Below are 19,398 nucleotides of genomic sequence, written 5' to 3'. Positions count from 1 at the left end.
TGTCGATCGGAAGCCGTGCGGAGGCCGTCAGGCTGTACCGGAGCCCGCGACGAGTTCGCCATCGTCGTTCCACTCGCAGACCGCCTGTAGCCCGACATCCGTATAGCCGCCGACGTGATCTACGTCCCCGTCAGCAGTGAGTCGAATCTCGCCGTTCGACTCCCGTTCTTCCGACATGACCCACGTCACGACCGCGGTTACGCTCGACTCCTCGACCGCCACCGTCTTGATCTCCGCGTCTCACTCCTCGCGGTCGACTTCTGTCCGCCGCCCGTTGAGTGTCGCCGGCGCGAGTCGGTAGAGTTCGATGTTCAGCGCGTCCTTTCCTTCGGCCCAGATCTCGAACAGCGGCCGCTTTGCGTCCCCGTACTGGGCGATTTCGTCGGGCGTCAGCGCCGACGGCTCGATTCTCTGGAGATCTCCCGTCGCGATGACGCTTCGGTAGGCCGAATTGACTTCGTCGTACACGACGAGACGCGCTTCGGGTTTGGACTCGAGGAACTGGCGTTTTTCGCTCTCCGGCGTCGATACCATCCGATCGGCTCGGCTACTCGATGCCGTTCTCGTCGCCATCGCTGGCGGTTTCGTCCCCGTCAGACCCGATAACCACCGGTTCCCGAATCTCGAGCGCTGTGTCGAACTCGTCTTCGCGATCCGTCCGCCGGCCGATCCGCAGTAACTGTTCCTCGTGTGCTCGGCGGACGGCGGACAGATCGCGATCGGTCACGCCGATCTCGTCGCCGATCTCCTCCCAGTGGCCCCAGTCGACGAGGAATATCTCGAGGTCGTCGGCCGCATAGAGCCGCTCGTACTCGCGGCGGTATCGCTCGATAGCTGGGCCCAGGACCGCCTGTGCACGTTCGACCAAGTCAGGCAGCCGGGTCGGCGGGACGCTCGCCTTAGCCGCCGTGAGCACGAGCACCTGCCCCTCGATCGGCTGGCCCGCCATCTATCCACCCGCGCGCATCGCTTTCTGGGCGAACTGCTCGACGAGCGGCTCGAGAGTTTCTTCGTCACCGTCGAAGACGATCGTTACCTCGGTCAGTTTCAGTGAGGGACCGACGTCGACCGTCTCGGAGGAAAATGTCGCCGTCCAGTCGTCACCCGCGACGGTGTCCTCGTCGACCCGTTCACCGCCCAGATTCGTCAGGTAGCGAACGACGAGCCGTTCGGAAATACCGCGAAAGGAGCGCTCGAGACGAGTTTCCATACCACACGTTTGACGGCCGAACGGATAAATTCACGTTCGTCTGTACCGAGTGTAACTCGAATTACACGATTGCCCGGAACAGGACCACAGTCCCGACGCCGCTACACAGCGAGAGCAGGATGCTCTCCGTTCGCCACATGACTAGCAAGACGACGCCCGCAGCGCCCCACTCCGCCGGACCACCGGCGGCCAGTTCCGGCCCGAGGATCGCGATCACGATCGCACCCGGCAGGACCGAAAGCCCCGCCTCGAGGCGCTCGCTCACCTCAATCCGGCGCAGGAGCCAGAGCCCGCCGATTTTCGTGAGCGCGGTCACGAGCGCCATCGCGAGGACGACGCCGACGACGAGCGGGTCGAGTTCGAGCGCCCCCTCACCGATCATGGCGGACCACCTCCACTGCGGCGGCCGCGAAGCCGCCCAGCAGGATGTACCACTGGCCCGGGATCAGTTCCGCCGCGACGACGGCGGTTGCGAGCGCGACGAGCCACGGAACGAGCGTCGAACGGCCCTCCCAGAGTTCGGCCGCGAGCGCGACGAAGACCGCCGCGAGGACGAAGTCGATGCCGTACTGAGCCGGATCGCCGATCACGCCGCCGGCGGCCGCTCCGACGATCGTCGACGCGACCCAGAAGACCCACATCACAATGCCGGTCCCCAGCAGAAACGCGCCCCGACCGCTGCCGGATTGGAGATCGCGCATCGTCAGCGCCCAGTTCTCGTCGGCCATCAACAGGAGGCTCCCGTAGCTTCGCAGTGCCGAGAGCCGCTCGAACCAGGGCCCTAGCGCCGCGCCCATCAGGGAGTACCGCAGGTTGATCGCGAGCGTTGCGAGGATAATCGTCGCGGCCGGGAGCGGCTCCGCCCAGAGCTCCACGGCGACGATCTGGGCGGCACCGGCGAGGACGGTCGCGCTCATCAGCGCCGCCTCGGCGACGCTCAGCCCGGCCTGGCGCGCAAGCATGCCGAAGGCGACCCCGTAACCGCCGACGCCGAGCGCGACCGGGAGACAGGTGAGAAAGCCGGCCCGGATCCCCGCTCGGTCGAACGTGACCGTCTCGCTCCCGTCGCTCGCGGAGACCGGAGTATCGCCGACCGACGCGTCGTCCGTCCGATCAACGGCCGCACTGGAACGCTCATCCGCGTCGCTGCCGTCAGTTCCCGTCACGGTTTTCTCGAGTCGAACGAGGCGTAAAGCGTTCTCGAAATCGCCGGCAGACGTAACGCCGGATATCGTTGTGTCATGTGCCAACGTATGGCTTATGCACCGTACAAGAGCAGTGCCAGTCCGACGACTCCCGCTGCGAATCCGTACAGCGGACCGCTGACGACTGCGAGGGCGATCGCGAGCAACACGAAGACGACGCCGAGGAATAGACAGACCTGTTGGATCGGCGTTCGCTCGTCGTTGTGGCCGATGAGCCGGTCGAACCCCAGGTCCAGTATCAGTTCCGCAACTGCGTCGAGCATACGCGATACTCTTACGGAATTGATAAAAAATACTGGGGTGAGGCCCCTCGCGGGCTGGCGTGGATTTCCGCCGCCGTTACCCGCCGGCGACCGGCGGAAACACCGACACCACGTCACCCTCCTCGAGCGACGTGTCGACGCCCGCCATGTGCACCACGTTGCGGCCGTTTTTCAGCACGCTCAGTTGCGGTCGGACCGCTCCGTCCTCGAGCAACTGCCCCTCGAGCCCGTCGTACTCGGTCTCGAGGCCGGAGAGGACGTCGCCGACGGTCGCATCGTCGTCGACCGCACGTGTTCGCTCCTTCTCCCCAACGGCTTCTCGAAAGGTAGCGAAGAACCGGAGATCGATTTCCATACGCCACAATCGTGTTCGGACGACATAAGTCCGGGCGATGAGTCGGTCGATTTTCGTGACTGCTCCCCGAACGATCGGGATCGGGTCCGACTTAGGCCGCTGACGCTGTTGGCGACGACGTGTACGAGACAGCGTCGACATCGGCGTTGGCGAGCGCCTCGTCGATCGTACTCGCACCGATCTCGGCCGCCTCGTCGGCGTCGTCGGCCTCGACGGTCACCGTCACCGCGAACTCGAGCGTGATCGTGTACGGGTCGAATGGGCCAGTCGGATGTTCGTAGACGGTCGCGTCCCCGATTTCCCAGTCGGTGACCGTCTCCTCGTCGGCGAGGGTCTCGAAGGTATCCGCGAGCGTCGTCGTCGCCTCGTCACGGGCGGTTGTATCGGAGCCACCATGAAGGGTGACGAGCGTCGTCCCCGTTCGGGACACAGCGAATTCCATATCACCTCTAGTCTGGCCCGGAAGTTCAACGCTTGGCATGACGGTGAGTGGCTTGAGCAGTCGATACCGTCGCGACGCTACTCGATCGAAAACGGAACGCCGTGTGTCGACAGCAGTGATCGCATCCGTTTGACACCGCCGCGGACGTCCCACCCCGCCTGCGTATAGTGTTTGTAGGGGTGGCGGAGCCACGAATACTCGCGGTGGGCGAACACCTCGACGACTCCCTCGTCCGTCCGAAACAGCGTGACATGGAGTTGCCACGTCGCCAGCGGTGACTCGCGTCGAACCCAACTGCCCGCCGAGAGCCGCCCGTCGTCGTGGATCTTCAGCGATGCGATCGGCTCTGACTCGAAGGCCAGATCCGCGAGCGCTGTCCGAACCGCGTCCAGGCCGTGTCTGATGGTCCCGACGTACTCCGCCGGGTGTTGCCGACAGATCGCGTAGCCACCGAACGGTTCCTTGAGCCGATGGAGCGCCGGGAGGACGCGACGGCGCACGCGCGTCGTCAGATCAACCGCGCCGGTCTCGTCCGAAGCCGTCCCGTCGGTCGTCGTTGCCACACGTCCATCTCTCGAGTGTGACTACAAAACTGTTTCTCTACTATACATTTCAGTTACTATTGAATCAGTTGGTTAATCGCGATTGCAGGGCTTCCTCGCTCCGGTAGGGCTATTTAGGGATACATAGAGATCTGATATGACGCTCGAGGGACGATCGACGAGTCGCTGACCGGCGACCCTTACAGATCTTGCAATCGAATCCCGTCCTCGACCAGCCGCGCGTTCCGCTCCCGATCGAGGTGCTCGCCCAGTTCGTCGTGGTCGTGCAGCTGTGCGATCACGTCGGCGTACAGGGTCCGCCACGCGATGGCGTAGATCGGTGACTGTCCCCACGCTCGCAACTCGGGGACGAACGCGTCGTACGTCTCGTAGCGCTCCTCGAACCGGTCGATCGCTTCGAGCACCGTCCCGGCGGCCTCGCGCTCGTCGTCGGCCTCCTCGAGGATCCGATTGAACTGCTCCTCCCAGCCCGCGACCGCCTTCTGCATGTCCGCCGCCACGGTCTCGTCGTCGGCCGGCAGTCGATCGAGTATCGGTTCCGGAACACCGAGGGAAATTTCTTCCATACGGTCCGGTATGGGATAGACTGACAAGAAAATGTTCCCGATTCGATCGGCGCTCCGACGGGGACAGCGAGACACAGGCGTTACAGTTGTGCGACAGCAGGCAAGGCAGACTATCAGGCTATACGACGCGTTTCCGATACGACTCGGGGATTAGGGCCACGTCGCCAGCATGATCTCGTCGACGAACTCGCCCTCGAGACGGTACTGTCCCTCGTGCTCGCCCTCTCGCTGCCAGCCGTTTTCCTCGAGGAACTCGATCGCGGCCTCGTTGGTCGCGGGCACGTTCTGGTAGCACTTCCGGTAGCCCGCGTCGGTTGCCCACTCGAGGCCGTACTCGAGCAGTTCGGAGCCGATCCCCTGCCGCCGGTAGTCGGGATCGACGCCGACGGTCACCTCCGCAGTGTGGCGCAGTGACGGGAGCTCGGGTGCATCGAAGTGGAGCCAACCGACGACATCGTCGTCGTCCGACTCTGACGAACCAGCCGCCGTATCACTCTCCGCCGCGTCCTCGTCCGCCGACCGCTCTCCGCGGACCGCGACGAAGAAGACCCGCGATCGCTCCTCGTTGGCCCGGACGAGCGCCGACTCGCGCTCGAGTTCCGTCGCGACGGTCTCGGCGACGACATACGTGCCGTCGGCGACCGTCCGCATCGTCTCGACGACGCCCTCCCGGTCCTCCTCGCGGGCTGGCCGGATGGTGACGACGCAGTCCTCGCAGTCCAGATCAGTCGTCGTCGCCGAGAGCGCAATCCGGTACTTCCCGTCGACTTCGGTCAGATAGCCCTCCGCTTGCAGCGCCTCGAGACACGACTGGAGTTCGTCCGGTTCCGGCGCGACAGTTTCGGTGTAAGTCCCCGATCGGGCGGGTTTCGAGTGCGCGCGGCCGTCGTCGATCTCGATCGAGCGGGCCAACTCGGCCGGCGTGACGGCACCGTTACGCTCGACGTACTCGTAGACACGGCGCTGGATGTCGTTCTCGAGCGAGCCCGTCGGATGCATGCTCATACGACCCTGCCACCGACTGCCGGCATTAGTATGCGATCCGTATCGACCGCCGCTCGCGACCCACCACACCGAAGCGATCGATTGCTCTCGATCTCGAACCGTTTCGGGACACGCTCGTACCCGCCGCGTCCGGCCAATATCCGATTAGTTCGATCCGCCGGTGCGATCGGTGTCGTGATCGAGCTCGGACGGAATTCATATATCGACATATAATTCATGGTGAGGTATGACGGCGGACGGGGATTCGGCTCTCAATCCCCGAATCGGCGGGTAGACCGAATTACGGGCCACATCACACGTCGGTCGCCTCGCTCTCTGCCATGACCACTCGGTATCGTCTCACGTGGTACTCCCGGACGGTCCGAGGGAGGGCTGAACCGAGTCAGCTCCGAAGACCACCGAGTGAGCGGTCGACTCCGATGGGTATGGGAGCGATTGCAAGTACAGTACTACTCAAGGTTCAATCGCGCTCGTGAGTCGGGACCCGATGACTGGATGATCAACGAGACCGAGCGGGAGTGACCGAATCGATTCGAGAGATACAGGTTCCTCGCCGACCGCTCTGGTCTATTGATCGTCATTCCGTTCCCGAGTCTCCTGTCCCCAGTCGTGTCGCGGGACTGGCCTCGGTTCGGGTATCCGGAGTGACGGCAGCAAATCACTATTTCCCCACCGCAAACCCCTGGAGTGAGATGTCAGATTCCCGGTTCCCGTTCGATTTCCAACCGACGCGGTTCTGGTTTTCGGCAGCGCTCAACGGAGCGTGTCGATGGCAGGCGAATTCGCGTCGATCCGCAGTCATCGCTGTTGACTCGGACGGCGACTCAACCGCCTGCGGTCGTGCGGAGTGCTACCACAGACGATCCCAGGCACGGATGAGTCGAACGGGATCGGCGTTGACTTCACGACCGCCGGCTCGAGTGCAAGGGAAGGCGACCGTCCGGACGGCGGAGTGCGGTCCAATCCAGGCCCGTTGGTTGCCGAGCGGGTCGACACAAGCCCGAATCGACGACAGCGGAACCGGGTGGGACCGATGCCAGGGTACCGTCTCGTGAAATCGGCAGCGAACTCGAGTCGGATCGAACGGCTGCCGAAATACGGGTATCCGATGTTCCGTCGTCTGCACAGATTGCTCGTCCAGAAATCTCGGTGCGGTTTCCGATACCCCGTCGCTCTCCCGCGTTGCACGACCCACCCGAGATTGTGCCGTCATTCCGGACGAAACAGGCCCGGTTGTAAACGATAAATTGAATATCGCGATATCGAATTGGGCCGATGTTTCGGAAGTATTGGAACCGCCCCGGCGTCGTTTAATAGCATCGAGACCGAACCGGTCCGGTGTGATCGTCGATGGCCGCGTCCTGCGTGAGGACTTCGTGCCCACCGAGGTGGTCCACCGCCACGACGAGGTGACCCATCTCTCGGAGACCCTCGAGCCACTGCTGTACGACGGACGGCCGGATCCGGCCTTCCTCTTCGGGCCGACGGGCGTCGGCAAGACCTGTATCGCCCGTTACACGCTCGCCCAGTTGTGCGAACAGGAACCAACGGTCCGTGTCGCCTACGTCAACTGCTGGCAGGAGTACACGCGGTTTCGCGTGCTCTATAGCGTTCTCGAGGCGATCGATCGGGCGGTTAACGTCCACCGCTCGACGCCGAAAGACGAACTGTTCGAGCGGCTCTCCCGGGCGGACGAGGGGCCGATCGTCGCCATCTTGGATGAGGTCGACCAGTTAGAGGAGACGGCCGCGTTATACGACCTCCATCGGTTGCCCCACGTCTCACCCGTGTTGATCGCCAACCGCGAGGTGGAACTGTTCGCAGGCTTCGACGACCGCGTTAGATCGCGGCTCCACGCTGGCACCCGCGTCCGCTTCGATCGCTACGGCACCGACGAACTCACCGCAATCCTCGCTGAGCGGGCGGCAAAGGCGCTCGAGCCGGCGGTCGTGGCTGACTCGCAGTTGCGAACAATCGCCGACGCCGCGTCGGGGGATGCCCGCGTGGGAATCGGCATCCTCCGGTCGGCGGCCCGCCGCGCGGAGCGACGGGGGGTGGAATCGATCACCGACAAGACGGTCGAGGCGGCGATCCCGGACGCGCGGACGGCGATCCGTCGGAAGACCGTCGAGGGGCTGATCGAACACCAGCGGGTGCTGTACGATGTGATTGACGAGGCGGGCGAGATCGAACCGGGCGAACTCTACGACGAGTACGAGCGTCGCGTCGAGGAGCCGAAGACGAACCGGACGCTACGGAACTACCTGACGAAGATGGTCCACTACGACCTGATCGAGGCCGTCGGCGAGCGCCGGGGACGGACCTATCGGCTTGTCGACGGGCCCGACGAGGACAGCGATTCGAAGTAACGGCGACGCGCCCCTCGTATTCCCGCATGGCCAAAAGAGCCACTTACGAGGGTCGCTCCCATAGGGAACGTATGAGTCGAGCCCCGGCGCTTCCGGACGACACTCGTCCCGGTCGGACTGCACTCTCCGTCGCCGACCGGGCGGCGATGATCGAGTTCTATTGCGACGTCGTCGGACTCCGCGTCCAGAACCGAGGCGAGACGAGGGCGACGCTCGGCGTCAGTGAGACGCCGCTACTCGTGTTGCGCGAGGACCTGGACGCCGAGCCGCGCGGCGAGCAAGAGACGGGGCTCTATCACAACGCGTTCAGGGTCCCCTCGCGCGAGGCGCTGGGGTGTGCATTAGAGCGGGTTCGCGACCGCTGGACCCTCGATGGAGCCTCCGATCACGGCGTCAGCGAGGCGCTGTACTGTACCGACCCCGAGGGCAACGGCGTCGAGATTTACTGTGACCGACCGCGGGATGTGTGGCCGCGGACTAAGGACGGTTCAGTTCAGGCTGCCGGCGGTCCGCTCGATCTCGCCGCCCTCACGGCTGCGGCCGACGACGCGACGGTTTCGAACGGCCCGCAACTGGTCCCCGACGGAACGACTCTCGGTCACGTCCATCTCGAGGTGTCCTCGCTCGAGGCGGCGCGCTCGTTCTACGTGGAGACGCTGGGTTTCGACGTCTCGATGTCGTTCGCGCCGGGTGCGTGCTTTTTCGCGGCGGGCGGCTATCACCATCATATCGGGGTAAACACGTGGAACCAGCGGTCGACACCGGCCGACGGACTGGGACTAGAGTGGTTCGAACTCCTCGTTCCAGACGCGGACGCGATCGATACGATTCGGGAGCGGCTGGTCGGCGACGACGTATCGGTCACTACAGCCGACGACGGTATCGAGTTCACGGACCCAGACGGGATCACGATTCGACTGCGGGCGGCCGAGTAACGCTGTACGTTCGACTGTGGACGGTCGAGTAACGCTGCACGCTCCGCTCGGAACCGGTTGCGGAAATTCGGACTTAGTTCGAGAGCGTTGTCGCGCTGCTCGGCTGGGACCGAAACTGGATCGCTGAGCGCTTCGCGACGGTCGGACGATTCGGCTATCGACGGAAACGGCTGAGCCACGACCGGTCGTTGACCGCGACCGTCATTGCGACGCGAGCGTTCGCTTCGAGAGAGTCCGGCGCTAGGTTTACACCGTCTGATCGCATTTTGAATCGTACTATGGCTGCCGCCGATCCTTCGTCAGATGCTTCCTGCTCTCGGATCCGGTGTCAGGAAGCCGTCGCCGACCTCGGCCGGATCGCTCTGGAGTCGACCGATCTCGACGATCTGCTGACCGACGCGGCCAGGACTGTCCGGGACGTCCTCGAGGTCGACGGCTGCTCGGTCCTCGAACTGCGTCCGGACGGTGACACGGCGGTGCGACGTTTGGGCGTCGGTCGGGACGGGGACACTGTGGGTTCGGCAACGCTCCCTGCTGACGCCGATTCGTGGGTCGGCCGCGTGCTCGAATCCGCGGAGCCGGTCGTCACCACCCGTGACCGCGACGACTGGAACTGCAACGCGCCAGCGCTCGCGTCGCTCGCCGGTCACGGTGGTGCCGGCGTGCTCGGCGTCAGTATCGGCCCTCCTGCCAGTCCCTGGGGGATGCTCGGCGTTCAGACGACGGACAACCGAGAGTTCGCCGAGCACGAGGTCGAATTCGCTGTGAGCGTCGCGGACCTCCTCGCAGCGGCGATTGAGAACCACCGAGCGCGGCGACAGGAGCCGGCGACCGACACGGTCGCGGACGGCATCGTCGAGACGAGTCCGACGGGAATCGTCGCCGTCGACGCTGACGGGGGCGTCGCGTTCGCCAACGAGCGTGCCGCGGAAATCTTCGGCCGAACGCGGGCAGAGATCACCGCACTCTCCGACGACGATTCCTGCTGGGACGCCAGAACCGAGGGCGGTGAGCTCATTTCGGCGGACGAGTTGCCGTTCGATCGAGTCGTCGACGCCGGGACGGACATCTTTGACCACGAGATGAACGTCCGGCGGCCGGACGGGAGCCGCGTCTGGCTATCAATCAACGGCTCGCCATTGGAGACCGAGGACGGCGAGGTGACCAGTGCCGTCTTCGCCATCGAAGATATCACCGACCGCAAACGCCTCGAGAGCGAACTCGAGACGACGTTCGACCGAGTCGCGGACGCCTTCTTCGGGCTCGATGTGGAGTGGAAGTTCACGTACGTCAACGAGCGAGCGCGAGCGCTGATCGACCCCGAAGACAAGGGACTGCTCGGGGAGAACGTCTGGGATGTGTTTCCGGCCGCCGTGGATTCGACGTTCGAGACGGAGTATCGGCGGGCGATGGAAACGCAGGAACCGACCAGTTTCGAGGAGTACTTCCCGCCGCTCGATGCGTGGTACGAGGTCCACGCCTATCCCTCCGAGACGGGACTATCGATCTACTTTCAGGACGTTACCGAACGCAACGAGACCGAACGAGAACTGGCGGAGACGAACCGCACCTTACAGCGCCTTTACGCGATCACCGCCGATAGCGAACTGAGCTTCGACGAGAAGATCGACGACCTGCTCGCGCTCGGCCGCGAGCGGCTCGGTCTCGAGGGCGGCTTTCTGGCCCGGACCGACGCGGCCAATGACCGCTTCGCGGTGACACACGCAAGCGGCGGTGATGATCGATTCCGACCGGGCTCGGTCACGTCGTTGTCGACCGCCTACTGCAAGCGAACGATCGAATCGGATGACCTGTTCGCGTTTACTGACTCACCGCTCGAGCACGGGGTCAGTGAGGACGCCTACGATGAGTGGGATCTCGATTCGTATCTCGGCGGCCGGGTGGTCGTCGACGGTGACTCCTACGGGACCCTCTGTTTTGAGGACGAGTCGTCCCGTTCGGAACCGTTCACCCCGGCGGAGCGGTCCTTCGTCGAACTCGCGACCCAGTGGGTCAGCTACGAACTCGAGCGCCAGGCTCGCCAGCGTGACCTCGCGGAGAGCGAACAGCGCTACCGGACGCTGGTCGAGCAGTTCCCCAACGGACTCGTCGCGTTGTTCGACGAGGATCTGGAGTACACGCTCGCCGGTGGGCAAATCCTTGATGAGATCGATCTCTCCGTCTCGGAGTTCGTCGGACAAACGGTCCGAGAGCGCTACGAAAGTGAGACGCGCGAGACGTTCGAATCGAACTTTCGGGCCGCGATCGCGGGCGAGCATCGCTCGTTCGAGTTCGCCATGCACGACCGCGAGTGGACGGCCCACGCGCTGCCGGTCGAAGACGACCGAGGCGACGTGTTCGCCGGGATGCTCATGGTGCAGGACGTCACCGAGGCCAAGGCGAAACAGCGCCAACTGCGCGAGCGGGAAGCGCGCCTCGAGCGGTTCAAGGAGTTCACCGACGATGTTCTCGACGCAGTCGACGACGTGTTCTACGTACTCGACGAGACGGGGGACCTCAAACGGTGGAACGAGACTCTCACCGAGGTGACGGGCTATACGGACGCCGAGGTCGAGTCGATGCACGCACTGGAGTTTTCGAGGGCGAGGACGCGAACAGGATCGCGACCGCGATCGCAGACGCCTTCGAGACGGGCCATACGCGCGTGGAAGCGATAATACAGACGAAAGACGGGACTGAAATCCCCTACGAGTTCGTCGCGTCGACGCTCGAGAACCCCGACGGCGACCCCGTCGTGACCGGGATCGGCCGGGACGTGACCGACCAGCGAAAATCCCAGCGCAAACTCGAGGAGTTGGTCGACAACCTCGAGGAGTCCAACCAGCGCCTCGAGCAGTTCGCCTACGCGGCCTCCCATGACCTGCAGGAGCCATTAAGGATGATCTCGAGCTATCTCACGCTCGTCGAGCGACGGTACACCGACGTGCTCGACGACGACGGCGAGGAGTTCATCGAGTTCGCGGTCGACGGTGCCAACCGGATGCAGGAGATGATCGACGGCCTGCTCCAGTACTCGCGGGTCGACACGCAGGGCAATTCGTTCCGGCCCGTCGACTGCGAAGCCGTCCTCGCGGACGTGCTGGCCGACCTCGAGGTGCGGATCGACGAGACCGACGCCGAGATCACGGTCGACTCGCTGCCACAGGTGTACGGCGACCCGGGACAGCTCCGCCAGCTGTTCCAGAACTTACTCGATAACGCGATTACCTATTCGGGCGACGGAACCCCACGTATATCCGTATTCGCCGAGAAAACAGATGCAAAATGGATCGTTTCAGTTCGCGATCGGGGGATCGGGATCGAGTCGGACGATACGGATCGCATCTTCCAGGTGTTCGATCGACTCCACAGCCACGAGGAGTACGCCGGAACCGGTATCGGACTCGCGCTCTGTCAACGCATCGCCGAGCGCCACGACGGCGAGATTACCGTCGTCTCCGACCCCGGCGAGGGATCGACGTTCACGGTCGAACTGCCAGCCATCCCGGAGACGGCGACACCCCTCGAGGGCGATACGGCAACCGATACGGACTTCCCAACCGATGAGTGACTCAGACAGCTTTCGGGCCGAACCGGCACAGATCTTGCTCGTCGAGGACAACCCTGGCGACGTCCGCCTGACCAAGGAGGCGTTCAAACAGGGCCGGATCGAGAACGACTTGCACGTCGTCTCCAACGGTGCCGAGGCACTGGACTTCCTGTCCCAGCGCGAACCGTACGCCGACGTACCGCGGCCGGACCTCGTCCTCTTGGATCTCAATCTGCCCGGCAAGGACGGCGAAGAGGTCCTCGAGGAACTCAAGGAGGATCCGGCGCTGCGATCGATTCCAATCATCGTGTTGACGAGTTCGCGGGCAGAGGAAGACATCGTCAAATCCTACGAACTCCACGCCAACGCCTACCTTACGAAGCCGGTCGATCCCGACGAGTTCATCGAGACGGTCCGTGCCTTTGAGAAGTTCTGGTTCTCGGTCGTGCGGCTCCCGCCGGAGGTCGATAAGTGATGAGCGAGACGAACGCCGAGACCGAGACTGAGCAGAACGCTGAAACCGCCGACACGCTTCGCATCCTCCTCATCGAGGATAACCCCGGCGACGCCCGGCTGATTCAGGAGATGCTCCGGGACACCGAAGAGCTCGCCCAGCGGGTCAGTCCCGTCGAATCGACCGGGCGAACACCGGAGATTTCGCGGGAAACTCGCCTCGAAGAGGGCCTTGAGACGGCCGAGTCCGAGCCCACCGACATCGTCTTGCTCGACCTAAACCTCCCCGACAGCGAGGGGCTGACGACCCTCGAACGGGTCCACGAGGAGATGGGCGAGACGCCGATCGTCGTCCTGACGGGCGTCCGCGACCAGCAGGTCGGCGTCGAGGCAATTCAACGCGGTGCACAGGACTTCCTCGTGAAAGACGAGGTGACGAGCGAGTTGCTGGTGCGGACGATTCACCACGCAATCGAGCGCGCTCGCCAGGAGCAAGAACGCCGCCAGCAGCGCGAACACCTCGAGGCGCTCAACCGACTCAACCGGATCGTCCACGACATCACCCACGCGGTGATCACGACCGAAACGCAGGCGGAACTCGAACAGGAGGTCTGCGATCGACTCGCCGAGTCGGACGCCTACCGGTTCGCGTGGATCGGCGGGGTCAATCCGGGCAGCGACCGCGTCGTCCCGAAGGCAGCGGCCGGCTTCGAGGACGGCTATCTCGACGAGATCGATATCTCCGCCGATGAGAGCAACGAAGCCGGGCGGGGACCTTCGGGAACGGCGATCCGGACCGGGCAGGTCCAGGTCATGAGCGATATCCAGACGAACCCCGAGTTCGAGCCGTGGCAGGAGCAGGCACGCGCTCGCAACTACCGGTCGTCGGCGGCGATCCCGATCGTCCACGAGGACCTCGTCTACGGCGTATTGAACGTGTACTCGTCGTCGCCACGGGCGTTCGAGGGGCCGGAGACCGGCGTCCTCGCCCGGATCGGCGACGTCATCGCCCACGCGATCACGGCGATCGAACGCAGGGACGCACTGGTCAGCGACGCCGTCGTCGAACTCGAGTTCCGCGTCGAGGCGATGGCCGAGGAACTGGTCGAACTCTCTGCGACCGAATCGTGTACGATCGAGGTCGAACAACTGGTCGGTGGTGACGAGGCGCTGCTGGCCTACGGCTCGGCACAGGGCGTCTCGCAGGAAGCATTTGCCGAGGCCATCGACCACACCGACGGGATCGGCGACGTCCGATTCCTCTCGGTCAGACGCGACGAACTCGAGTTCGAACTCGTCGCGCCCGCGGCGGTCTCCCTGTTCGAGGCGATCGCCACCCACGGCGGCCGCGTCGCGTCGGCGACGATCTCTGACGGTGAGTTCCGGTTCGTCGTCGAACTCCCGCGTGGCCGGGACACTCGCCAGATGATCGAACTCATCAGGTCCCAGCGCGACGATATCACCTACCTCGCCCAGCGAACCACCGAACGCAGCGAGCGTAGCGACACCGGCTCGTCGTCGGTCCTTGAGGAGGAACTGACCGAGAAACAGCGAGCGGCACTCGAGACGGCTTACTTCGCGGGCTACTTCGACTGGCCGCGGGGCAGCACCGGCGAGGAGATCGCTGAGCGCCTCGGGATCGCGCCGGCGACGTTCAACCAGCACCTCCGGACGGCCGAACGAAAGTTCTTCACCTCCGTCTTCGGCGAGTGACGAGTTCCGCGTTTTTGCAGCTCCACGCCCCGAGTCAGCCTTAACGCGGGAGCGCCGTTCGAATTCTATCGCTCGATGATGTATTCCGATCACTAATGGGGGAGTCCAGCGGCCGGTGGTAGATCCGAATCATCGCTGCAGGCGCGCATTCGACCGGACACCCCGTCATCGAGGCGACCGCGCTCGAGGTTTAGGTCACACGAAAAAATATAATTAAGTTGAAAAGTTATATGTGGGAGCAGGCCTATCTTTCTCTTGTGATGAACACGCAGAAGACCGTCCAACAGGAAGCCGGCACCGTCGAGGAGAACGCGCTCAGACTCGAGCCCGAGAAGGCCGAGCAGATCGTCGAGGCGCTAAACCGTGACCTCGCGGACGCATACGTCCTCTACCACCAGCTCCACAAACACCACTGGAACGTCGAAGGCGCGGAGTTCCTCGACGTGCACGTCTTCCTTCAGGAGGTCTACGAGGACGTCGAGGCAGCCGCCGACGAGGTCGCCGAACGGCTCCAGGCACTGGGCGGCGTTCCGCACGCGAGCATGACGACGCTGGCCGAGAACGCCACCGTCGAGCCCGAGGACGAGGACGTCTACGATATCCGGACATCGCTCGCGAACGACCTCGAGATGATGGGCGACATTATCGAGAGCTACCGTGACCACATCGAGCTCACGGCGGGGCTCGGCGATCACGCGACCGCACAAATGCTCCGCGAGCAACTCGAGACCATCGAGGAACACGCCCATCACATCGAACACTACCTCGAAGACGACACGCTCGTCCTCGAGTCGGCCACAAACTAACACGGCCGATCGCTCGATGCGAGGGCGCGTTCGCTGATCCGACTAAGATTTTCACTTCTCTCTCGACGGCGTTTGCCGCCTCGGTACTGTTCACCTCGTGAACCATCGTCTTTGACGGAGTTACAGGCCGCGAAACCGGACTAGCCTCGGGTAGAAACGGTCAGACACAGACGTCAACGGATTCCACGTCGGTGGCCTCGAGAAGCGTTTCAGCGACCCGTTCAGTGACGAGCGAGCTGACGTTCCCTGCAAGCGCCATCGCCTCCCGCTCGGGTTCCGCGAGGCCGAGCACATCATTGAAAAACGCCGACAGGACGACGTAGGTCTCATACAGGTCGGCGGCCGTCTCCCGCCCCTGAGCGGTGAGTGTCGCCCCCTCGTACGGTTCGTAGGTGAGATAGCCCTGCGTCTCGAGTCGCTGGAGGGTTTCCGTCGCGACCGCCGGCGATCGCTCGAGTTCGTCCGCGACGTACCCCGGGGAAACCGGCTCGCCACCGTCACGGGCGGCGAGATAGCAGACGAGCAGGTACTGGGACGCGTCCGTCATGCGTCTCGAGTGGGGTGATCGCAGCCGAGTCGCTGGTGGTCCTCGCGAAACGCGTTGAGATGGGAGACGAGCGACGACACGACGAGCGGCCGCATCGGCCTGCGATCCCCTAGCGGATCGTCTTCCATATGTTTTAGGTGGGCCTAAAACATTAAATAGTTGCGACTAGTCAGTTCCTCGGAATCAGTCTCCCGTCGACGGACCCGAAGGTTGTGACTCGATTGGCGCGGCCGGCGGCCGAAAAGAGATTACACACCGCGAGGTTTGGTCGCGGGCGAGGTCGCGTCATCGATCGGGCGGGCGGCTACGGCGACGGTCACCATCGAGAGGCCGGTCACGAGGAGGTTCGCGCCGACCAGAAGGCCGATCGCCCAGGCCGCGGTCGCCGGGAAGCCGACCCAGAGGAGTCCGGCGAGAACGATCGCGATGACGCCGCTGACGGCAATCGAGGTTCGACCGGCGGACCCGGGCATCCGCATCGCCATTGCGAGTTCGGCGAGACCGTGGACAGCCAGATACGCCACAAGTGCCAGTGTCAGGGTGACGAGCGCGACGGTGGGTGCCGCGAGCGCGGCCAGCCCGGCGAGCACCGAGACGATCGCGAGCGTCGTCTGCCAGACCGAGCCGCGCCAGCCGCGCGCGGCGAACGCGTGGATGCCGTGGACGAGTCCGCCCGCGACGAGGAAGATCCCGAGCATGAGTGATACCGACAGTCCGGTGACCACCGGCGCAGCCATCGCGAGTAGCCCGATCAGCCCGACGATCCCGCCCGCGATTGCGAGTGTTCGCCATTCGTTCTCAAGGGAGTAGCCCTCGGCGTGTGCAGTGTCTGCTGAAATACCGTTCATCGAACTCACCAGTACTACGTACGTCGTCTAGGTATATAATACAAATATACGATTTGACAGTAAGTCCCGGAAACGGACCGGTCCGAAACCGGGATGAACGGCGGCTCTCGGCCGTCAGAGACGGTTCAGAAGAGCAAAGCGCACAGATCAATCGGCAAATCGCGGCCGTTATTTCGGTGCAGGTGGCAGGTCCGCTCGTGACGGACGAGAGCGACGACCACCGCGACTGTGAACTCTGCGGGGAGCGGGTTCCGGCGGCCATCTATCACGAGCACCTGCTCAAGGAGTGTCCGGGTCGGTGACCCGGCCGTCGGTGCTCGGCGAAGAGCGGTCGACGCCCCGCTCGAACGAATCGGGACTCTGAGGGCGGACGGCGTCTCTCGCCCGCTACTGAGCGACACCTCGCGTTGCTTTCTCGCCTTGAGACACAGGGAAACACCTTTCAGCCTAGTCGGAATCACGGAGAGACAGTGATGGGTGGATTGCAATCGAGAATCTGGCAGTGTCCGGAGTGTGGGCGCTCGGTCAACGGGTTCGTGAACGGCTGTCGGTGTCCGTCCTGTCGGACGGACGTCTCAGAGGACTGTTCCTGCGACGTGGCGTGACCGGTCCTGGGGAGCCTCGTCGCGAGACGGTTTACGTCTCTTCGACGTGGCGGATCTCGCAGGCGATTCCGCGCGTGCTCTCGGCCATTTCGCGGCCGAACATCTCGGCGCGGCCGACGGCGAAGGCCTTCGGCCCCTCGACGACCACCTCGTCGCCGACGCGGATGTCCTCGTCGGCGTCGACGACTCCCGGCGCGAGCACGCTGCCGTGGGGGACGAACCCATCGATCTCGACGCGCTTCGTCGGTGCGTCGCTCTCGAGCCAACGGCGCGCGCCCGCGAGCGTGAACGACAGCGTGCCGTACTGCGGCACCATCGTCGCGAGCTGGGTGTCCTCGGAATCACGGACCTGGATCTTCGGGTAGCGGCTGGTCGTCTGGATATCCTCGAAGAGGTCGTCACCGGCCCCGTCGCCGAGCAGGTAGTCCGCGATTGCGCGGACGGTGTTATGCTCGCGCTCGCGCTTGGCGTACTTCAGTTCGCCAGACAGGGCACTTGAGAGGTTTGCGAGTGACTCGTCGTCGGTCGGGTGCTCAGCGACCGTGTAGGTAATATCGAGGTCGAGTCGCTCCTCGACGCGCTCGACGATGTCGCGGTAGCCTTCATCGGGGACGTGGGCGATGATCGACGGATACTCGTTGCGCTCAAGGTAGCGCTCTAAGACCGTGCTCACGAACTGTTTCTCGTCTTCCGACCAGCGACCCGTCACGACGGTATCGTAGTGCTGGGCGGGATAGGTCGTCTCGAGTTCCTGGGGGACGACGCCGATGGGACTCGTCATAGAGACGAGGTGGGCGCGCCACTGGATGGCGTCGTGGAACTGGCGGTGACTCTGGGACTCACTGTAGGGCTTGGCGGCCGAACAGGGGACGAGCACGAGCGGGTTCTGAAACCGGTTTCGGTACCGCGTCGTCACCCGATCGGCGAAGCGCTGAATCTCCACCCGACGGAGGGTGTCCGCGGTCGCGGCGTCGATCCGGGCGTCCCGCAGAATCGGCGTCCGCTCCTCGATATAGCCCCACTGTGAGTCGAGTTCGCGCATCGCGGCGGTTAACCACTGGTCGTGACGAGCCTGCCCTTCGACGTAATCGCGGAGGCGGCCGTCCCGGATCCGCCGGCGGACGATCGCCAGTTCAGACTCGAGGGCGTTGACGTTGTGTTCGGCGCAGTCCTCGCGAGTGAACTCCTCGCGGGGCGTTTGGCAGGCCGGGCACGAGCAGGGAAGTTCCTCGAGGTCCTCGAGGAAATACGCCTCGTCGGTCGTGAGATAGCGGCCTTCAGTGCCCTTCACAACAGCAGCCGTTTCGTCGAACAGGTCGACGCCGGCGTAGGCCAGCAGGGCGACGTTCCGCGGCGTTGCAACCCCGGAGAACAGCAGGGCGGTGTCTGCGGGAATGGCCTCGCGGACGTTCACGACGGCCTCGACGAGTGCTGCACCGTGGCCCATCACGGACTGGACGTTCGAGAGGGCGTAGGCGTCCGTTCCCTGCGATTCGACGCTCTCGCTCGAGACGACTGCGACGCTGGGGTAGTCGACATCGGGGGCGTCGACGGCGAACGATTCTTGAACTTCCTCGGCGGTGCCACCGGGGAACGCCCGGTGTGGAAGCACGGTCAGCTGTGAGTCGTCGCCTGCGGGGAGTTCGCGGTCCCCGCTCCAGAGCGAGCCTGCGTCCTCGAGGACATCGTCAACGAGTGCGGGCGTCGACCGCGGCGAGGAGAGGCGAAGTTCGCCCACGCGCGCGGCCCCGTCGCGCTCGTGCACTTCGAAATAGTCGGTCATACTCGATATGACCGGGGCGAGCGAAAGAGGTTGTCGATAGCAGGTGACTGGAATCTCGAGTCGGTTATCCCTCGTATATCGTGACTATTTTACGCTGTATTTCCCGATACTAGTAACCGAATCTATCGAGAGACACTTTGGAAAATTAATCTTTATACGGTAGCAGTTGGAAGTCAGAGT

21 protein-coding genes and 2 pseudogenes are annotated in these 19,398 nt (G+C 63.9%); 7 read left to right on the top strand and 16 right to left on the bottom strand.

The features are described from left to right. Positions 1-27: 27 nt before the first annotated feature. From K6I40_RS15475 to K6I40_RS15420, 12 genes and pseudogenes are all read right to left on the bottom strand, one after another. Positions 28-222 (bottom strand): hypothetical protein, encoded by a 195-nt coding sequence (locus K6I40_RS15475; protein ID WP_222919915.1) that lies wholly within the window; start codon positions 220-222, stop codon positions 28-30. Between the two features lie 18 nt (positions 223-240). Beyond that, positions 241-537 (bottom strand): annotated as a pseudogene (locus tag K6I40_RS15470) (pyridoxamine 5'-phosphate oxidase family protein); the annotation flags it as partial. Between the two features lie 10 nt (positions 538-547). Continuing rightward, entirely contained in the window at positions 548-949 is a 402-nt protein-coding gene (locus K6I40_RS15465; RefSeq protein ID WP_222919914.1) for a hypothetical protein, read from the bottom strand. After that, positions 950-1,210, bottom strand: coding sequence for a hypothetical protein (locus tag K6I40_RS15460; RefSeq protein ID WP_222919913.1), 261 nt, complete (start codon positions 1,208-1,210; stop codon positions 950-952). It lies immediately after the preceding gene. Between the two features lie 61 nt (positions 1,211-1,271). Further along, the gene (locus tag K6I40_RS15455) at positions 1,272-1,592 is read right to left on the bottom strand and encodes an AzlD domain-containing protein (RefSeq protein ID WP_222919912.1); all 321 of its coding nucleotides are present in this window, start codon (positions 1,590-1,592) and stop codon (positions 1,272-1,274) included. Then, positions 1,582-2,376 carry an AzlC family ABC transporter permease gene (locus tag K6I40_RS15450; RefSeq protein WP_222919911.1) on the bottom strand — a complete coding sequence of 265 codons (795 nt, stop codon included), beginning with the start codon at positions 2,374-2,376 and terminating at the stop codon, positions 1,582-1,584. The genes K6I40_RS15455 and K6I40_RS15450 overlap by 11 nt, the downstream gene beginning before the upstream one ends. A 92-nt stretch (positions 2,377-2,468) precedes the next feature. After that, positions 2,469-2,678: a hypothetical protein gene (locus K6I40_RS15445; protein ID WP_222919910.1), complete on the bottom strand. Its 210-nt coding sequence runs from the start codon at positions 2,676-2,678 to the stop codon at positions 2,469-2,471. 76 nt (positions 2,679-2,754) lie between these two features. Beyond that, positions 2,755-3,033, bottom strand: coding sequence for a ubiquitin-like small modifier protein 1 (locus K6I40_RS15440; RefSeq protein WP_222919909.1), 279 nt, complete (start codon positions 3,031-3,033; stop codon positions 2,755-2,757). 91 nt (positions 3,034-3,124) lie between these two features. Beyond that, on the bottom strand, positions 3,125-3,475 hold the full coding sequence (locus K6I40_RS15435) for a hypothetical protein (protein WP_222919908.1): 351 nt from the start codon (positions 3,473-3,475) through the stop codon (positions 3,125-3,127). A 77-nt stretch (positions 3,476-3,552) separates the two neighbouring features. Then, complete coding sequence (locus tag K6I40_RS15430; protein WP_222919907.1) at positions 3,553-4,038, bottom strand: hypothetical protein; 486 nt, start codon at positions 4,036-4,038, stop codon at positions 3,553-3,555. A gap of 179 nt (positions 4,039-4,217) precedes the next feature. Continuing rightward, complete coding sequence (locus tag K6I40_RS15425) at positions 4,218-4,604, bottom strand: hypothetical protein (protein ID WP_222919906.1); 387 nt, start codon at positions 4,602-4,604, stop codon at positions 4,218-4,220. A 150-nt stretch (positions 4,605-4,754) separates the two neighbouring features. Beyond that, positions 4,755-5,609: a GNAT family N-acetyltransferase gene (locus tag K6I40_RS15420; protein ID WP_222919905.1), complete on the bottom strand. Its 855-nt coding sequence runs from the start codon at positions 5,607-5,609 to the stop codon at positions 4,755-4,757. 1,340 nt (positions 5,610-6,949) lie between these two features. Between K6I40_RS15420 and K6I40_RS15415 the strand changes: the two genes are divergently transcribed. From K6I40_RS15415 to dpsA, 6 genes and pseudogenes are all read left to right on the top strand, one after another. Then, a complete protein-coding gene (locus K6I40_RS15415) occupies positions 6,950-7,978 on the top strand; it encodes a Cdc6/Cdc18 family protein (protein ID WP_222919904.1) in 1,029 nt (342 codons plus the stop codon). A 71-nt stretch (positions 7,979-8,049) separates the two neighbouring features. Continuing rightward, on the top strand, positions 8,050-8,913 hold the full coding sequence (locus tag K6I40_RS15410; RefSeq protein ID WP_222919903.1) for a VOC family protein: 864 nt from the start codon (positions 8,050-8,052) through the stop codon (positions 8,911-8,913). A 278-nt stretch (positions 8,914-9,191) separates the two neighbouring features. Further along, positions 9,192-12,484, top strand: a pseudogene (locus tag K6I40_RS15405) (PAS domain-containing protein). Next, positions 12,477-12,938 (top strand): response regulator, encoded by a 462-nt coding sequence (locus K6I40_RS15395; RefSeq protein ID WP_222919900.1) that lies wholly within the window; start codon positions 12,477-12,479, stop codon positions 12,936-12,938. Before K6I40_RS15405 ends, K6I40_RS15395 begins: the two are co-directional and overlap by 8 nt. Further along, on the top strand, positions 12,938-14,629 hold the full coding sequence (locus K6I40_RS15390; protein ID WP_222919899.1) for a bacterio-opsin activator domain-containing protein: 1,692 nt from the start codon (positions 12,938-12,940) through the stop codon (positions 14,627-14,629). The genes K6I40_RS15395 and K6I40_RS15390 overlap by 1 nt, the downstream gene beginning before the upstream one ends. Positions 14,630-14,889: 260 nt before the next feature. Beyond that, on the top strand, positions 14,890-15,435 hold the full coding sequence (dpsA, locus tag K6I40_RS15385) for a DNA starvation/stationary phase protection protein DpsA (RefSeq protein ID WP_222919898.1): 546 nt from the start codon (positions 14,890-14,892) through the stop codon (positions 15,433-15,435). A gap of 160 nt (positions 15,436-15,595) precedes the next feature. Here dpsA and K6I40_RS15380 read toward each other — a convergent pair whose 3' ends face one another. From K6I40_RS15380 to K6I40_RS15375, 3 genes are all read right to left on the bottom strand, one after another. After that, on the bottom strand, positions 15,596-15,982 hold the full coding sequence (locus K6I40_RS15380; protein WP_222919897.1) for a metal-dependent transcriptional regulator: 387 nt from the start codon (positions 15,980-15,982) through the stop codon (positions 15,596-15,598). Then, positions 15,979-16,110 carry a hypothetical protein gene (locus tag K6I40_RS28525; RefSeq protein WP_255682089.1) on the bottom strand — a complete coding sequence of 44 codons (132 nt, stop codon included), beginning with the start codon at positions 16,108-16,110 and terminating at the stop codon, positions 15,979-15,981. The genes K6I40_RS15380 and K6I40_RS28525 overlap by 4 nt, the downstream gene beginning before the upstream one ends. A gap of 120 nt (positions 16,111-16,230) precedes the next feature. Then, a complete protein-coding gene (locus K6I40_RS15375; RefSeq protein ID WP_222919896.1) occupies positions 16,231-16,830 on the bottom strand; it encodes a DUF308 domain-containing protein in 600 nt (199 codons plus the stop codon). A gap of 53 nt (positions 16,831-16,883) precedes the next feature. On the opposite strand from K6I40_RS15375, the gene K6I40_RS15370 reads away from it, so the two are divergent. Then, positions 16,884-17,132: a hypothetical protein gene (locus K6I40_RS15370; protein ID WP_222919895.1), complete on the top strand. Its 249-nt coding sequence runs from the start codon at positions 16,884-16,886 to the stop codon at positions 17,130-17,132. Positions 17,133-17,466: 334 nt separating this feature from the next. On the opposite strand, the gene arcS is transcribed toward K6I40_RS15370, so the two are convergent. Then, a complete protein-coding gene (gene arcS, locus K6I40_RS15365) occupies positions 17,467-19,218 on the bottom strand; it encodes an archaeosine synthase subunit alpha (protein ID WP_222919894.1) in 1,752 nt (583 codons plus the stop codon). Positions 19,219-19,398: the final 180 nt, after the last annotated feature.

The organism is Natrinema sp. SYSU A 869 (assembly GCF_019879105.1).
In the GTDB taxonomy this organism is placed as follows: domain Archaea; phylum Halobacteriota; class Halobacteria; order Halobacteriales; family Natrialbaceae; genus Natrinema.
This window is presented reverse-complemented; position numbering and strand designations above follow the sequence as displayed.

Excerpts from the sequence above, each read along its gene's own strand:
- K6I40_RS15465 (WP_222919914.1), bottom strand. The coding sequence starts at position 949 with ATGGCGGGCCAGCCGATCGAGGGGCAGGTGCTCGTGCTCACGGCGGCT.
- K6I40_RS15460 (WP_222919913.1), bottom strand. The coding sequence starts at position 1,210 with ATGGAAACTCGTCTCGAGCGCTCCTTTCGCGGTATTTCCGAACGGCTC.
- K6I40_RS15455 (WP_222919912.1), bottom strand. The coding sequence starts at position 1,592 with ATGATCGGTGAGGGGGCGCTCGAACTCGACCCGCTCGTCGTCGGCGTC.
- K6I40_RS15445 (WP_222919910.1), bottom strand. The coding sequence starts at position 2,678 with ATGCTCGACGCAGTTGCGGAACTGATACTGGACCTGGGGTTCGACCGG.
- K6I40_RS15440 (WP_222919909.1), bottom strand. The coding sequence starts at position 3,033 with ATGGAAATCGATCTCCGGTTCTTCGCTACCTTTCGAGAAGCCGTTGGG.
- K6I40_RS15435 (WP_222919908.1), bottom strand. The coding sequence starts at position 3,475 with ATGGAATTCGCTGTGTCCCGAACGGGGACGACGCTCGTCACCCTTCAT.
- K6I40_RS15425 (WP_222919906.1), bottom strand. The coding sequence starts at position 4,604 with ATGGAAGAAATTTCCCTCGGTGTTCCGGAACCGATACTCGATCGACTG.
- K6I40_RS15420 (WP_222919905.1), bottom strand. The coding sequence starts at position 5,609 with ATGAGCATGCATCCGACGGGCTCGCTCGAGAACGACATCCAGCGCCGT.
- K6I40_RS15410 (WP_222919903.1), top strand. The coding sequence starts at position 8,050 with ATGAGTCGAGCCCCGGCGCTTCCGGACGACACTCGTCCCGGTCGGACT.
- K6I40_RS15395 (WP_222919900.1), top strand. The coding sequence starts at position 12,477 with ATGAGTGACTCAGACAGCTTTCGGGCCGAACCGGCACAGATCTTGCTC.
- K6I40_RS15390 (WP_222919899.1), top strand. The coding sequence starts at position 12,938 with ATGAGCGAGACGAACGCCGAGACCGAGACTGAGCAGAACGCTGAAACC.
- dpsA (WP_222919898.1), top strand. The coding sequence starts at position 14,890 with ATGAACACGCAGAAGACCGTCCAACAGGAAGCCGGCACCGTCGAGGAG.
- K6I40_RS15380 (WP_222919897.1), bottom strand. The coding sequence starts at position 15,982 with ATGACGGACGCGTCCCAGTACCTGCTCGTCTGCTATCTCGCCGCCCGT.
- K6I40_RS28525 (WP_255682089.1), bottom strand. The coding sequence starts at position 16,110 with ATGGAAGACGATCCGCTAGGGGATCGCAGGCCGATGCGGCCGCTCGTC.
- K6I40_RS15375 (WP_222919896.1), bottom strand. The coding sequence starts at position 16,830 with ATGAACGGTATTTCAGCAGACACTGCACACGCCGAGGGCTACTCCCTT.
- arcS (WP_222919894.1), bottom strand. The coding sequence starts at position 19,218 with ATGACCGACTATTTCGAAGTGCACGAGCGCGACGGGGCCGCGCGCGTG.